Source organism: Rhodococcus sp. 2H158 (genome assembly GCF_053764755.1).
In genome coordinates, this window is sequence record NZ_JBSNCE010000011.1 from 97,366 (window position 1) to 112,181 (window position 14,816).

Sequence of the window (14,816 nt, forward strand, 5' to 3'; positions counted from 1 at the left end):
GCTCGGCGGTCAACCCCGCTTCGCCCATGGCGAGGGTGCGGGGCTGACCGCCGGAGACGGCGTGATGAACCATCCGCGCGGCGCACCGCCCAGGTGGGGTCGCTCAACGCGCGACCAATGCACGCACCCGGCGCGCGATGCCGGGCAGGAGCGTCACCACCGCCCCCAGTGCGACCGCGGCGACGACGGCAGTGGCCGTGTCGCCAAACGTGGCGGTGCCGAGCTCGTGGCCGCGCAGGGCATCGGTGGCGTGCGCGACCGGGTTGAGTGTCGCGGCGGCCTGCATCCAACCGGGCATGGTCTCGATCGGGGCGAAGGCGCTCGAGACGAACATCAGCGGCATCATCACCATCATCCCGGCGAACTGCACCACATCGGGACGGCGGAGTCGGTCACCGATGAGCCCGAACAGGGCACTCATCGCCGCGGCCAGCACGGCGAGAACGAGGATGCCGGCCAGGGCGTCGACGACAGTGCCATGGAACTCGAACCCGAGTACGACGGCGGCGACACCGAGGAGCGCGGCCCGGGCGAGCGTGAACGCGGCTTCGTTGAGCGTGCGCGCCACCCCGGGCAACGCCGCCCGCATGGGCAGCGCGGCGAAGCGATCGTGCAGGCCGTTGGTGTGATCGATCGCCGCGGACACCCCCGCGTTGGTGCCGGCCATCACGGTGGAGACTGCCAGCATGGCGGGGGTGAGGAAGTCGATGTAGCTGACCCCGGGAGGGAAGCCGGGTCCGGCCGCGACACTGCGGAACACCTGGCTGAACAGGACCAACATCGCCATCGGCATGGTCAGCGAGAACATCAGCAACTGCGGGACGCGGGCACTCGTGCGCAGATTGCGGACCACAAGGGCGGCGAGCTGGTCCGCGGCAGGTGAGCGCCCGGGTTCGGTGGTGAGCATGGCGTTCATCGGGTGGCTCCGTCGTGGGTGAGGTGGGTGAAGACATCGTCGAGGCTGGGCGAGGTGACATCGAGGTCGCCGATGTCGACGCGGTCCCGGGTGAGCTGGGCGACGAGTTCGGCAGCGGTCATCGCGTCGCCCACGGTGAGTGCGACACGGACCCGACCGTCCTCGACGGGATTCTCGGCGTCGGGGCGGAACGGCAGGCCGCCGAGCTGGTGCGTGGGGATCGTGGCGGTCACCACCTTGCCGCCGACAATCCGCTTCAGCTCGGCGGGAGTGCCGCGGGCGGCGACCCGTCCCTGGCTGAGCACGACAATGTGGTCGGCAAGCCGGTCGGCCTCTTCGAGGTACTGGGTCGTGAGCACGACGGTGGTGCCGTTGGTGGTGAGTTCGTCGACGACGTCCCACAGCGCGCTGCGGGCGATGGGATCCAGGCCGGTGGTCGGCTCGTCGAGGAACAGTACCGACGGAGATCCGACCAGGCTGGCGGCCAGGTCGACCCGACGTCGTGAACCACCGGAGAGCTCACCGACCCGCCGCGACGCGAGGTCGTGCAATCCGAGCCGGTCGATCAGGGTGTCGGCCCGAGCTCGTGCCCGACCACGAAGACCGGCGAGGCGGCCGATCAGTTCCACATTCTCTCGGGTAGTGAGGAACTCGTCGAGACCGGCATACTGGCCGGTGACCCCGATCCGTCGGCGGACGTCCATCGCATCGGTGACGACGTCGAGGCCCTCGACCAGCGCCCGGCCCACGGTCGGCCGCACCAGCGTGGTGAGCACGCGAATCAAGGTCGTCTTACCGGCGCCGTTGTGGCCGAGCACGCCGAGCGTCGTGCCCGCCCCCACCTCGAGGTCGAGGCCGTCGAGCGCCCACGTCTTGTCGTAGGCGACATGGAGATCTTCCACAACTACTGCAGGGGTGTTCATCTCACGCCTCCGAACCGGTGCCGGGCACGTGCACCGCCGGCGCGCCGCGATGTCGCCGGCCCGGAGGGTGGGGCACCCCCGGAGGGATGGGCGGTGCGTTGGTGTCGTCGACGTCGAGCGCGATGTGGACACGGCTGGTCATCATCTGAGGGTCCTTCCGAGACGGCGCTCCCCTGGGTGGGGAACTTGACTCCTCTGACGAGCGACCCGCGATTTGGACGCATCACATCGACAGCGACCGCTCGAGCGCGGCGCGGAAGAACCGAACGAATGGACGTGAGGGGGAGCCCGGTCGGCCCACCGCAAACGGCGCATCTCCCAGCGCAGTCACTGGCGCGGAACTACCTTGAAGAGCTCGGAGCCGACGCCGAATTCGCCTGAGAACCAACCGGAGGACCGGCCACGCCGGTCACGCGCCGAGGTCGTGCGCGAGCCGCTGCACCCGCTCGCGCGCCGTGTCCAGGCTCGCCGTGGAGCGCTCGCTCATCGGCGCCAGCGCCGGAATACGGGACGTGAGAGTGTATTCGGCGGTCACAACCATGACGTCCATGCCCAGCGACGTGCCGAGCACCTGCTGCAGCGGCGGCACGGTGTGGTCGAGGCCCTCGTCCGGGTCCCCGGGGCCGTAGGCCAGCCCGCGGCTCGAGATCACCACGACGGGCGTGCCCGCGAACGGCTGGTCCGGCGTGTCGAACGGCACGGTGGTGCCGAGCACGTGGACGTGGTCGATCCACGCCTTCAGCGTCGACGGCAGCGACCAGTTGTACATCGGGGCGCCGATCACGACGACGTCGGCGGCGGCGACCTCGGCGATCAGCTCGGTCTGCACCGCCTCGGCCGCAGGATCGACCGTGACGCCGGAGACCCGCAACCGGGGCGCATAGTGCAGTTCCGCGTCCGCGAGATGCGGGACCGGGTCTCGGTGCAGGTCCCGCTCGACCACGGTGTGGCCGGGTCCGCGGCGGCGCCACGTGTCGGCGAACAGGCGGGTCAGTTCACGCGTGACGGACGTCTGCAGGTTCGCGGACGAATCGAGCTGCAGCAGGTGGGGCACGTCGGGCTCCTTCGGGTTCGAGTACTGCGCCGGTCGAGTACTGCGCTGGTCGACTACCGGCTACTGCACGATGCCGGCGGCACGCAGCCCGGCGACCTGCTCGTCGGTGAGGCCGAGTTCGGCGAGCACCGCGTCGGTGTGCTGTCCCAGCGCGGGGACCGCACCCATGCGCATCTCGACATCGGAGAACGTCATGGGCGGCAGCACCGCCCGCACCGCGCCGGCCTCGGTGCCGACCTCCCGCCAGCGGTCGCGCTCGGCGAGCTGTGGATGCTCGATCAGGTGCCTCATGTCGTTCAGGCGGGCGGCCGGAACACCGGCCGCGGCGAGACGCTTGTCCAGTTCGGCGGTCTCGAAGCGGCGCGTGTTCTCGGCGACGACCGCGTCGGTCTCGGCGCGGTGCTGTACCCGCAGGATGTTCGTCGCGAACTTCGGGTGCCCGGCGAGATCCGGGCGGCCGAACACCTCGGTGACCAGCGCCCGCCAGCCCCGGTCGTTCTGCACGCCGATGAGGATCTTCCCGTCGACGGTCGGGTACGCGTCGTAGGGCGCGATCGACGCGTGGCTCAGACCCATCCGCTGGACCTGCGTGTCCTGGTACATCTGCAGGTACATCGGGTGGCCGAGCCACTCGACGGTCGCGTCGAACATCGACACGTCGATCGTCGCCCCCGCGCCGGTGCGCTCGCGCCGGAACAGCGCCGCCTGGATCGAGGTGAGCGCGTACATGCCGGCCGCGATGTCGGAGGTCGGGATGCCGGTCTTGGTGGCGGTCTCCGGGGTGCCGGTGATCGAGCACAGCCCGGTCTCGGCCTGGATCAGCATGTCGTAGGCCTTGCGCTCGCGCAGCGGGCCTTCGGTGCCGTAGCCGGTCATGTTCACCACGATCAGCTCGGGTCGCTCGCGCCGCAGCTCGTCGGCGCCGAGCCCGAGCCGCGCCGCCGCGCCGGGCGCGAAGTTCTGGAGCACCACGTCGGCCTCGTCGACGAGCCGGCGCACCGCGGCGACACCCTCGGCGGCCTTGAGATCGACGCAGATCGACTCCTTGCCGCGGTTGAGCCACACGAAATGCGATGCCAGCCCGTGCACGGCGGCGTCGTAGTTGCGGGCGAAGTCGCCCTCCCCGATTCGTTCGACCTTGATGACGCGGGCGCCGAGATCGGCGAGATGGCGGGTCGCGATGGGGGCGGCGACCGCCTGCTCGAGGCTGACGACGGTGATGCCGTCCAGCGGCAGGCCCGCCGATCCCCCGGCTTTCGGCTCGCTGTTCTCGCTCATCGCGTCTGTGCCTTCCTGTCTCCGTATGCCGTGGCAGTCACGTCTTCTCCTCGGGCACGTGCGCGCCACCGCCGCACGTCGTCCTCCCCCGCCCCGTGGTCGATCAGCCACGCCCCCGGCCCTCCGGGGTGCGCGACGAGGCGTTCGACGATCGGGGAGATCGCCTCGGCCGGGGCGCGGAACAGGTCGGACGGCACCGCCCGGTCGCCGCCCGCGGACGAGCCGCCCACGCGCAGCCCGACGGCCTCCCAGCGACGGAGGAGCAGGGGCATGTTCGTGTCGGTGGCCGCGTAGTCGTCGACGACGGCCTGCGGTTCCACGCCCGCGGCGAGCAGCAGGACGGCGACGGCGAGACCGGTGCGGTCCTTGCCGGCGGTGCAGTGCACGAGGACCGGGCCCGCGGCCCGCGCGACGACCGGCACGAGACCGGCGAACAGCGGCGCGGCCACGTCGAACACCCGGCCGTAGAGTTCGGCGAGGCCGAGGCCGGTGCGCCCGGCCGGCGCGGCGTCCGCGTGCAGCGACAGGCGATGCACGTGCGTGCCGTCCGGCCAGGTGTAGGCGCGGTGCCCGCGTTCGGCGTCGGATCGCAGGTCCACCACCGTCGTGGGCGGCCGGTCGGAGAGGATGCCGCGCACCACGTCGCCGGTGTAGCAGGCGTCGCCCCGGTACAGCACGCCGGGCGCGGTGCGACCGCCGTCGGTCAGCGGCAGTCCGCCGAGGTCCCGCAGATTCACCGGTCCGGGCACGCGCTGTTGCTCGTCCTGCACTCGCACCTCTCCCCGTCGGTCCGGCACCGCCGGAACACTCGCCGTCACCCCACAGTTCATACCGGGCCGGTGGTACCTGTCCAGCGGGCCGCGGCGACGCTCTATTCCGGTCGGCCGTCCGCGATCAACGGCCACAGCCCCCGGGACCCGGCGTCGACGGCCGCCGCGGTGAGCACCCCGTCCCAGAACCGCACGGAGCCGAACTCCCTGCGCCACGACAGCAACCGATTCGCGTGCCGGTGCAGCTCGTGCTCCATGGTGAAGCCGATCGCGCCGAGGCTCTGGTGGGCGTTGCGCACGACCACCGACGCGGCGTGCCCCGCGCAGGACTTCGCGGCAGCGATCGCGAATCCCGCTTCGTCGCTGTCGAATCCGGAATCCTCGGCGATCGTCACAGCCGCCTGCGCGGCGGCACGCGCGAGCGCGCCCTCGGCGGCGATGTCCGACACCAGGTGCTGCACGGCCTGGAACTTGCCCAGGGCACGGCCGAACTGCACACGCGTGGTGGTGTGCTCGACGACCAGGTCGAGCACCCGCTCCATCGCGCCGCTCATCGCGAGGGCCCGGGCGAGCGCCCCCCGGCGCAGGAACTCCTCCGCGGTGCCTGCCGGAACTTCGGCGCCGGACAGCGCGGAGACGTCGACGCGGATGTGGTCGCGCGGCTCGGACGCGACGTCGACCGCCTCGGTGACCTCGACGTCGGCGCGGGCGACGTCGGCGACCCGCCACGTGCCGTCCGCCTCCCACAGCACGACCACGGCATCGACGTCGCGGGCCCACGGCACGTGCCGGGCCGAGCCGTCGGCGGCCAGCACGGCGGCGGTGCGTGCCGCCGCCGGATCGGTCACCGCACGCTCGCAGCCGGACAGCTGCAGCAGCCAGCCCGCGAGGAGGTCGTTCTCGGCCACCGGCACCGCCGCGGCCCCGGCGCCCGCGGCGCCGAGCAGGTATGCGGCCTCGGCCCATCCTGCCTCACTGCCCCCGTCCGCCTCCGGACCGGTGAGCCGGGCGAGACCGAGTTCGACCAGAGTGGACCACAATTCGCGGTCGAGGCGCAGCGGCCCGGTGAGGCGGTGATCGTCGCCGCGGCGCTCGCCGAAGACCTGTTCGAGCATCTGCGCGAATTCGCGCATCTCCACGTCGTTGCCGGTCGACGTGCCGTTCGTCGCGTTGCTCATCAGCGCATCCCCAATCCCCGCGCGATGACCCCGCGCAGAATTTCACTCGTGCCGCCTCGGAGGGTGAATCCGGGACGCTGCATGACACCCGCCCGCACCAGCTCGGCGAACCGATCACCGGCGGTGTCGGTCTCGTCGGCCAGCTCGTCGGCGAGGTCGGCGATGTCGCCCTCGGCCTGGGTGCCGAGCACCTTGACCACCGAGGCGGCGACCTCCGCGTTCTCGTGCCGCTGCAGCGCCTCGGACACCCCGCGGGACATGTGGTGCAGGCCGAAGATCCGGCCGACGAACGCGCCGATGCGGGGGTCGGCCGGCAGGCGGCCGGCGGCTGCCTCGTCCACCGCGCCGGCGAGCACACCGAAGGTGGACATGAAGCGTTCCGGGCCGCTGCGCTCGTAGCCGAGTTCGGAGGTGACCTGCGCCCAACCGTCGCCGACGGTGCCGAGCACGAGGTCGTCGGGCACGAACACGTCGTCGAGGACGACCTCGTTGAAGTGGTGCTCACCGGACATCGACAGCACGGGCCGGATCTCCACGCCAGGCGAGTCGAGCAGGACGATGAACTGGCTCAGCCCGGCGTGCCGGTGCGCCGGGTCGAGCGGCGCGGAGCGGGCCAGCCCGAAGAAGGCGTCGGCGTGGTGGGCGCCGGAGGTCCACAGCTTGGTGCCGGTGATGCGCCAGCCGCCGTCGACCTGCACGGCCTTGGTCTTCACGCTCGCCAGGTCGGATCCGGACTCGGGCTCGCTCATGCCGATGGCCCAGCAGATCTCGCCGCGGGCGATGCCGGGCAGGAACCGTCGCTTCTGCTCCTCCGTGCCGTACTTGAGCAGGGACGGCGCGGCCTGCCGATCCGCCACCCACTGCGCGGCGACCGGCGCGCCGACCGCGAGGAGTTCCTCGGTGACGACGAAACGCTCCATGAAGGTGCGGCCGTGCCCACCGTACTCGGTGGGGATGGTCATGCCGACCCAGCCGCGGGCGGCCAGGGCCTGGGTGAAGTCGGTGTTCCAGCGGGCGAGCCAGGTGTCCACGCCCGGGGTGAACACGCCGGCCTCGATCTGCTCGCGCAGGAAGGCGCGCACCTCGGCCCGCAACGCTGCGAGACTCGGGTCGGGGGCACCGGCGGACGGCACCAGTGATGTACGCATGGTCGTCTTCTTCCGTGAGGGGGGTCAGGGTCGCGGCTGCAGCAGCAGCAGGGCCAGATCGCCGTATCGGGCCGCGATGTCGGCGGGGGTGTCCGGACCGTCCGGGTCGTACCAGTTCGCGATCGAGGTCGTCATCGCCAGGATCGAGCGGCGACAGTCCTCCGGGTAGGGAGTGGTGAACGCTCCGGATCGCATCCCGTCCTCGATGATGCTGCCCAGCAACTCGTTTCCGGAACGCCGCCTCTGCTCGTAGACGGCCGCATTGTCCGGTTCCAGGTTGCGGACCTCGGTGCCGATCATCAGGCTCTGCTCCTGGCAGGTGGTCCGGAACCGGACCAGGGCGATCACCAGGGCCCGCAGCCGCTCCACCGGGTCGTCACCGACGCGCGACAGCTCCTCGTCGCACATCGCGTCGAAGGCGTTCACGCCGTCGATGAGGATGGCCAGCAGCAGGTCCTGCTTGTTCTTGTAGTGGTAGTACAGCGCCGACAGGCTCACGCCCGCCTCCTGGGCGATCGTCCGGATCGAGGACGCACCGTAGCCGTTGCGGACGAACTCGCGACGAGCCGCCTCGATGAAGACCCGTTGCCGCTCCGACGGCGCCACGGTGTCGCCCTGTCGTGCGTATGTTCCCCGTCGAACGCTCATCCGTTTCCTCCGGCGGTCGCGGGGCGCAGCGCCCCCTTGACGAGCTTGCCGGTGGGTGTCCGGGGCAGCGCGTCGACGAAGTCGACGCTGCGCGGGCACTTGTACCCGGCGATGCGGTCGCGGCAGTAGGCGATCAGCTCCGCGGCCAGCGCGTCGTCGCCCGCGACGCCCGCCGCCGGATGGACGACCGCCTTGACCGATTCGCCCATCTCGGCATCCGGCACACCGATCACCGCCACGTCGAACACCTTGGGGTGCAGGGCGAGGGCGTTCTCGATCTCCTGCGGATAGATGTTCACCCCGCCGGAGATGATGGTGAACTTCGCCCGGTCGGTGAGGAAGAGGTAGTCGTCCTCGTCCAGGTATCCGATGTCCCCGGTCGTCGCCCAGGTGGGGTGGATCGGGTTACGCGACTCGGCCGTCTTCTCCGGATCGTTGTGATACTCGAAGCTGTAGCCGGGACGTTCGAAGTAGATCAACCCGATCTGTCCGTGCGGCAACTCCGTTCCGTCCTCGGCACAGATGTGGGCGAGGCTGGCATGGCCGTGTCCGGTGCGGCCGACGGTGCCGGGCTTCCGGAGCCATTCCTGCGGCGAGACGATGGTGCTGCCCACGGATTCGGTGGACGAGTAGTACTCGTAGATCACCTCGCCCCACCAGTCGATCATCGCCTGCTTGACCTCGACGGGGCACGGCGCCGCGGAGTGGATGGCGGCGCGCATCGCGGACAGGTCGTAGTGGTCGCGGATCTGCTCGGGCAGCTTCAGGAGCCGGACGAAATGCGTGGGTACCCACTGACTGTGGGTCACGCGGTAGCGCTCGAGGTCGGCGAGGCAGGTCTCGGCGTCGAACCTGCCCGCGACGATCGCCGTGCCGCCGAGCGCCTGCGCCGCGGCGCCGAACCGCAGGGGCGCGGCATGGTAGATCGGGGCGGGCGCGTAGTACACGCACTCGTCGTCGAAGCCGAAGCTCTGCAGCAGTCCGACCGCGTTGGAGGCCGCCTGCTCACCGACCTGCGCTCCGCTGAGCGCGGGCTTGATTCCCTTCGGCCGGCCGGTCGTGCCCGACGAGTAGAGCATGTCCGTCCCGCCGGGCTGGTCGACCGGCGCGGTGGTGCTCATCGCGGCGATCTCGGCCTCGTATCCGAGGTGGCCGGGAACGTCGCCGCCGAACGCCAGGCGGTGCCGCACCTTCGGCGTGTCGCCGGCCACGGCGACCGCGAGGTCCGCGAGGGGCGCGGAGACCACGAGAGCCGCGGCGTCACAGTCGTCGACGATGTAGGCGACCTCGGGCGGGGCGAGATGCGTGTTCACGAACGTCACGTACATGCCGGAACGCACTGCAGCCCAGTACAGTTCGAAGACGGTCACGTCGTTGACCGACAGCACGGCGAGGTGGTCGCCCGCGCCGAGGCCGTGGGCGCGGAGCCAGTGCGCGAACTGCACCGAACGGTCCTCGAGCTCGCGGTAACTGATCTCGCGCCCCGTGGCCGCCTCGATCGCCGCCGGCTTGTCCGGGGTGATCGAGGCATAGCGTCCTGGATACATTCGTGCTCCTTCTGCCGGTCCCACCGGGACGTCTAGAGGCCGAGGTCCTTGGCGATGATCGTCTTCATGACTTCGCTGGTGCCGCCGTAGATCCGGCTGACGCGGGTGTCGGCGTAGAGGCGAGCGATCGGGTATTCGGTGATGTAGCCGTAGCCACCGTGCAACTGCAGGCACTTGTCGATCACGCGGCCGGCGACCTCGGTGCAGTACAGCTTGGCACGGGCGGCGTCCGCCACCGACAGTTCGCCCCGGTCGAGCAGTTCGAGGCAGTGGTCGGCGAAGACTCGCGCCGCCTGCACCTCGGCGGAGCATTCCGCGAGAACGAACTTGGTGTTCTGGAAGGAGGCCACCGGCTTGCCGAACACCTTGCGGTCCTTGGTGTATGCGACGGCATGCTCGATCGCGGCCGCGGCCTGGCCGACCTGGTTGAGCGCGATGCTCAGGCGTTCCTGGGGGAGGTTGTGGGCGAGGTAGCCGAAGGCCTTGCCCTCCTCGCCGAGGAGATTCTCCACCGGAACCTGCACATCCTGGTACGACAGCTCGGCGGTGTCCTGCTGGTGCAGCCCGATCTTGTCCAGCTTGCGGCCGACGGAGAACCCCTCGGCATCGGTGGGCACGCAGAGGATCGACAGGCCGGCACGGCGGTCCTCCGGGTCGAACGGCGCCGTCCGGCAGACGGTGAGGACCAGGTCTGCGGTGACGCCGCCGGTGATGAACGTCTTCGCGCCGTTGACGACGTAGTGCGAGCCGTCGGCGGACAGCTTGGCGGTGGTGGCGATGTTGGCCAGGTCCGAGCCGGTGCCGGGCTCGGTCATCGCGATGGCGGTCATCATCCGGCCGGACGCGAAGTCCGGCAGCCAGCGCTTCCGCTGCTCGTCGCTGCCGTATTCCAGCAGGTACGGCAGGATCAGGCAGGAGTGCACGGTGTAGGAGCCGAACGACACGCCGGCCCGGGCCACCTCCTCGAACACGATGGCGTTGTACTTGAAGCTCGATTCGCCACCGCCGCCGAACTCCTCGGGCACCTGGATACCGAGGACGCCGAGTTCACCGAGACGGTGGAAGAACTCGCGCGGGGGCCGGCCCAGCGCATCCCACTCCGCCTGATGCGGCAGAACCTCGCGGTCGATGAAATCCCGCAGCATGGAACGGAATTCGTCGTGTTCCTGAGTGAAGATCGTCCGCTCCACGGCCGTCTCTCCTTCGTTGTGTGCGGCTCGGGGCCGCCGCGGTCAGTTGCCGGTGAAGTTCCCGGTGCGGCGTTCGAGGAACGCCGAGAGTGCCTCGCCGTGGTCGGCGGTGTGGTGCGAGAGGGCCTGGAACGCGGCGGAGAGCTCGAGGATGCTGTCGAGATCCTGGCGCTGTCCCTCGCGCATCAGCTTCTTGGTCATGCGCAGCGCGTGCGGCGGATTCACCGCGACGCGGGCGGCGAGTTCGTTCGCGGTGGCCAGCAGCTGCTCGGGTTCGACGACGCGGGAGACCATGCCCCAGTCCAGCGCGGTCGCCGCGTCGACCCGGTCGCCGGTGAAGGCCATCTCCGCGGCCCGCGCCGCACCGATGGCGCGGGGCAGCAGCCACGCGCCGCCGTCGCCGGGGATGATGCCGAGCTTGACGAAGCTCTCGGCGAAGAATGCGGTGCTCGAAGCGATCCGCATGTCGCACATCATGGCCAGGTCGCAGCCGGCGCCGACCGCGGGACCGTTGACTGCGGCGATGATCGGCACCTCGCAGTGGTAGATCGCCTTGGGCAGCCGCTGGATTCCGCGACGGTAGCCCTCACGCAGCTGATGCGGGGCACCACCGAACATCCCGGCGCGGTCGGCCATGTCCTTGACGTTGCCGCCGGCCGAGAACGCGCTGCCGGCGCCGGTGAGGATCACCACGCGGGTCTCGTAGTCCGCATTCGCCTCCTCCACCAGCTGCACCAGCCGCTCGACGACGTCGTCGCCGGAGATCGGATTGCGCGCCTCGGGCAGGTTGATCGTCCACGTCGTGACGTGGCCTTCCCGGCGGGAGAGTACGACGTCCTCGGGTGCGCTCATGCGGAGGTCCTTTCGGCCGGCGATCGGCGGCAGGCAGCAGATTAGGTCGAACGATCGTTCAAATTACTGCCTTGCGGACCGGTTGTAAAGGCGTGGACGGATCGACGGCCGGTATTCGGTGACCGACGGTCACGCGAAGTCGAACATCGGCGGGAGAACGCAGACAACCAGCGCCGCCCAGATGCCGAAGACGGGCAGGTAGCGGGTCTGCCAGCGTTCGAGGGCGCCGAACCCGCGGCGGCCACGGACGAACCCGAGGAGGAGGCGGGCCGACCAGGTGAGATTGACCAGTAGAACCAGGTTCATCCCGAGAGCGGCCACCTTGTTGGGGGTGAAGCCGAACTCCGCGATCCGGGTGAGCATGGCTGTGAGCATGAGCAGGTCGACCGCGAGAGCGAGGACGACAAGGACGAGCTGGAGACGGTCGAACAGGTCGGGCGGCAGGTGAGGTTCGCGGGCGGAGATCGCGTACAGCAGCAGTCCCAGGACCACGACGAGGATGAGGTCCATCAGGATCAACAGGTTTCGGTCGACGTCGACGACGCTCCCGGTGGTCGCGAACGCCGCGAGCAACACCAGCAGCATGAGGATTGTGAGGGGTGTGAACACGCGGGTGAGGACGGGGGCGATGTTCTCCACCACGTTCTGCTTCGCCTCCACGAGCCAGGCGGCGACGACGACCGCGCCCGCCGCGCCGAACGGCAGTACCCAATCCTCGACGACCCACTCGGCATCCGTGCCGAGCGCGTCGAACGCGCCGATCGTGAGGCCTACGAGGACGCCGCCGCCGAGGGCGAGCAGGGTGAGGTAGACGACCCATTCGCCGGTGAATCGGACGAAGTCCATCCACCGCCGGTCGGACCGCCACTCGCCTCCGACATAGGCGAGGCCGACGACGAACCACAACGCGATCGGGGCATGGATCGCGGCGATCACCTCGGTCGATCCGTTCGGGACGAAGGGGAACGCGTTCGTCACGACCGCCACCAGGGCGAACGGCACCAGCAGCGCCGCGGCGCCGCGGGGCGTCATGCGGCGCTTCCAGGCGAAGTACCCGGCGAGGAACGGAAGCACGAGAACGCTGACGTTGCGCACGACGACGTCCTCGTCCAGTGTCGCCAGTCCGGCCTTCAGGAGGACCGCCGCACCGACGGCGAGCGCGAGCACGACGAACAGCTCACGCGTGGGCCGGGTACCACCGTCGTCCGGTGCGGGCATCAGGACGAGTTGTTTCCACAGCCGATCGGAATGCTCGCGTGCGAACTCTCGGGAGATGTCGTCCACGCTGCCCATGCGTTTGACCGCGACCAGGAAGGCCTCGTCGGCCCCCAACCCGGCGGCGGACAGATCGGAGATCTGGTCACGCAGGTGGTCTTCCATCTCGTCGGCGTCGGCGGCGGATATCGCGCGACGACGCTCGACGTAGCCGCGCCACTGACCGATCTGCGACTCCAGCGCGGCGTCGGTGTCCATCACGACCATCCTTCGGCGGGGGTCGCGGGCACCTCGGCGCAGCGCCAGACCTGGTCCAGCGCGTCCGCCACGACGTCCCACTGACTGCGCCGTTCCGCGAGCACGCTCCGGCCTGCGTCGGTGATCGCGTAGTGCTTGCGCCGTCGCCCACTGTCGGAACTCCCCCACGACGCCGACACGTATCCGGACCGTTCCAGGCGATGCAGCAGCGGGTACAGCATTCCGTCGGTCCACTGGATCCGTCCACCGGACAGATCCTTGACTCGTTTGAGGATGGCGTACCCGTAGGAGTCGCCGTCGGCGAGGATTCCGAGCACAAGCGGGGTCGCCGAGGCCGCCACCAGGTCCTTGTCGAGGTACATAGGACTCCTATGCCTAGATCAGCTAGGTATCAACCTAGCAGATCCAGGCATGAGCCAACCGCACTTCTCGATGCGCACGGTTCGTCCAAGACCGGCACGCCGGCGGGGTTGATCGCGAGGGTCCGGAGCGTACGGACAGCGGTCAGGACTTCTTCGGCTCCGCCTCGACCTCGTCGTCGTCGGCGAAGACGAGCCGGCCGTCGTCCAGCGCGACGGCCCACCGGCGCACCGGCGCCCAGTCCCGCCCCAGCTGCTCGCCGGCCCGGGCGGCTTCGCTCGCATAGTCCTCGACCACCACTCCGGGCAGTCGGCTCTTGTCGTCGCCACGACGCACCACCACCCGCGAGCCGACGGTGAGCCCGCCCCTGCCTGCAACTCCCGAGTTGTCACTCATGACAAATGATCATTGCATCGATCGCTCTTCCGGACACCCCTACCACGGCAGGACCGCCTCCGTGTCGGCACCTGCGCGTCACCGGCGGCGCCCATCTCACTCGACCACCGGGAAGAGGGACTCGCCGTCCTCGGGGCTGCCGTCGATCTGACCTCGATCGACCCGCGAGTCCTCGACGATGACACCCTCGACCAGCTCTGCGTGCTTACGTCCGCCGTCGACGACGGCTGTGTCGCCTCCGCCGTCGTAGACCTCGTCGACGATGTCCTCGGTCAGCTCGTCGTCCGGCATGGCCGCAACCGGCCGCTCGAGCGGCTCCAGGGGCGCCACGTCGGGTTCCTCCTCGGCGAGGCGCTGGTCCAGCGACTCGCCTTCCTGCTCCTCCCGCTGCGTGGTGCCGAACCGGTCGGCCCCGCTCCAGCCCTGCGGCGGGTCCACGACCTCGTCGCCGTCGTCGTTACGGACTTCGTCGGAATCGAGGCCCTCGCTCGGGCTGAGCGTGTCGCCGGGACCGTCTTCGATACTCATGGCTGCGAGGTACCCGAGCCGTGGGGCCACGAAACGCGGACGGGTTTGCCTGCCCCGGATACCGGTTATGCCCGGGGCACGACCACGGCGAGGGAGCCTTCCCATGGGCGAGAACGACCTCTTCCAGCACATCGAGTGGCTGGTGAGCGAGAAGAGGCCGACTCCCGTCGCCGGTGACGGACACCGCGAAGGACGAGGTGGGGAGTAGACATGGGCGAGAGCTCGGGAACCGGGGACGCGGAGACGCTGACCGTGGAACTGGAGGACGCGGGCGGCACGTCGTGGTGGGCCTCCCTGCTCGCGACGCTGAGTTCGCAGTACGGCAACGCGTACAAGCGGTTCGTCGGCCGGGTGGACGGGGAACGCCGCTATGTCGGTCCCACCTTCCCGGTACCCCGAACATGGGGGGATATCCCGCCGCAGGAGGCGTGGGCGCCGGAGATGAACCGAAGCCTCGCCGAGGTGCTCCGGCACATCGAGGACGATCACTGGGTGCAGACCGGTAAGGGGCAGCAGCCGTGGGAGTTCCGGTTCGCCCGGCCTCGGTGACCGAAT

The 14,816-nt window shown here is 69.9% G+C and carries 17 protein-coding genes; 1 reads left to right on the top strand and 16 read right to left on the bottom strand.

Annotated elements, in window-relative coordinates; all coding sequences use genetic code 11:
• Window positions 1-103: 103 nt before the first annotated feature.
• From ACWPOB_RS12830 to ACWPOB_RS12905, 16 genes are all read right to left on the bottom strand, one after another.
• The gene (locus tag ACWPOB_RS12830; protein ID WP_455401033.1) at window positions 104-916 is read right to left on the bottom strand and encodes an ABC transporter permease; all 813 of its coding nucleotides are present in this window, start codon (window positions 914-916) and stop codon (window positions 104-106) included.
• Complete coding sequence (locus tag ACWPOB_RS12835; protein ID WP_100058086.1) at window positions 913-1,839, bottom strand: ATP-binding cassette domain-containing protein; 927 nt, start codon at window positions 1,837-1,839, stop codon at window positions 913-915. The genes ACWPOB_RS12830 and ACWPOB_RS12835 overlap by 4 nt, the downstream gene beginning before the upstream one ends.
• A gap of 1 nt (window position 1,840) precedes the next feature.
• A complete protein-coding gene (locus ACWPOB_RS12840) occupies window positions 1,841-1,984 on the bottom strand; it encodes a hypothetical protein (protein ID WP_455401034.1) in 144 nt (47 codons plus the stop codon).
• Window positions 1,985-2,248: 264 nt separating this feature from the next.
• Window positions 2,249-2,893: an FMN-dependent NADH-azoreductase gene (locus ACWPOB_RS12845; RefSeq protein WP_455401035.1), complete on the bottom strand. Its 645-nt coding sequence runs from the start codon at window positions 2,891-2,893 to the stop codon at window positions 2,249-2,251.
• A 60-nt stretch (window positions 2,894-2,953) separates the two neighbouring features.
• A complete protein-coding gene (locus ACWPOB_RS12850; protein WP_455401036.1) occupies window positions 2,954-4,171 on the bottom strand; it encodes a CaiB/BaiF CoA transferase family protein in 1,218 nt (405 codons plus the stop codon).
• Window positions 4,168-4,947 carry a tyrosine-protein phosphatase gene (locus ACWPOB_RS12855; protein ID WP_455401037.1) on the bottom strand — a complete coding sequence of 260 codons (780 nt, stop codon included), beginning with the start codon at window positions 4,945-4,947 and terminating at the stop codon, window positions 4,168-4,170. The genes ACWPOB_RS12850 and ACWPOB_RS12855 overlap by 4 nt, the downstream gene beginning before the upstream one ends.
• A gap of 95 nt (window positions 4,948-5,042) precedes the next feature.
• Entirely contained in the window at window positions 5,043-6,119 is a 1,077-nt protein-coding gene (locus ACWPOB_RS12860) for an acyl-CoA dehydrogenase family protein (RefSeq protein WP_455401038.1), read from the bottom strand.
• Window positions 6,119-7,267, bottom strand: coding sequence for an acyl-CoA dehydrogenase family protein (locus ACWPOB_RS12865; protein WP_455401039.1), 1,149 nt, complete (start codon window positions 7,265-7,267; stop codon window positions 6,119-6,121). The genes ACWPOB_RS12860 and ACWPOB_RS12865 overlap by 1 nt, the downstream gene beginning before the upstream one ends.
• 24 nt (window positions 7,268-7,291) lie before the next feature.
• Window positions 7,292-7,915: a TetR/AcrR family transcriptional regulator gene (locus ACWPOB_RS12870; RefSeq protein WP_100056021.1), complete on the bottom strand. Its 624-nt coding sequence runs from the start codon at window positions 7,913-7,915 to the stop codon at window positions 7,292-7,294.
• Window positions 7,912-9,462, bottom strand: coding sequence for an acyl-CoA synthetase (locus ACWPOB_RS12875; protein WP_100056020.1), 1,551 nt, complete (start codon window positions 9,460-9,462; stop codon window positions 7,912-7,914). The genes ACWPOB_RS12870 and ACWPOB_RS12875 overlap by 4 nt, the downstream gene beginning before the upstream one ends.
• Before the next feature lie 32 nt (window positions 9,463-9,494).
• Window positions 9,495-10,652 carry an acyl-CoA dehydrogenase family protein gene (locus tag ACWPOB_RS12880; protein ID WP_455401040.1) on the bottom strand — a complete coding sequence of 386 codons (1,158 nt, stop codon included), beginning with the start codon at window positions 10,650-10,652 and terminating at the stop codon, window positions 9,495-9,497.
• Window positions 10,653-10,694: 42 nt separating this feature from the next.
• Window positions 10,695-11,504: a crotonase/enoyl-CoA hydratase family protein gene (locus ACWPOB_RS12885; RefSeq protein WP_100056019.1), complete on the bottom strand. Its 810-nt coding sequence runs from the start codon at window positions 11,502-11,504 to the stop codon at window positions 10,695-10,697.
• Between the two features lie 129 nt (window positions 11,505-11,633).
• Window positions 11,634-12,977 carry a permease prefix domain 1-containing protein gene (locus ACWPOB_RS12890; protein WP_455401041.1) on the bottom strand — a complete coding sequence of 448 codons (1,344 nt, stop codon included), beginning with the start codon at window positions 12,975-12,977 and terminating at the stop codon, window positions 11,634-11,636.
• Entirely contained in the window at window positions 12,977-13,339 is a 363-nt protein-coding gene (locus ACWPOB_RS12895; protein ID WP_100056018.1) for a PadR family transcriptional regulator, read from the bottom strand. The genes ACWPOB_RS12890 and ACWPOB_RS12895 overlap by 1 nt, the downstream gene beginning before the upstream one ends.
• 142 nt (window positions 13,340-13,481) lie before the next feature.
• A complete protein-coding gene (locus tag ACWPOB_RS12900; RefSeq protein WP_006947358.1) occupies window positions 13,482-13,733 on the bottom strand; it encodes a hypothetical protein in 252 nt (83 codons plus the stop codon).
• A 96-nt stretch (window positions 13,734-13,829) separates the two neighbouring features.
• Window positions 13,830-14,261, bottom strand: coding sequence for a hypothetical protein (locus ACWPOB_RS12905; RefSeq protein ID WP_455401042.1), 432 nt, complete (start codon window positions 14,259-14,261; stop codon window positions 13,830-13,832).
• Window positions 14,262-14,471: 210 nt separating this feature from the next.
• Here ACWPOB_RS12905 and ACWPOB_RS12910 point away from each other — a divergent pair, with 210 nt between their 5' ends.
• Window positions 14,472-14,810 carry a hypothetical protein gene (locus ACWPOB_RS12910; protein WP_455401043.1) on the top strand — a complete coding sequence of 113 codons (339 nt, stop codon included), beginning with the start codon at window positions 14,472-14,474 and terminating at the stop codon, window positions 14,808-14,810.
• The last annotated feature ends 6 nt before the right edge of the window (window positions 14,811-14,816 follow it).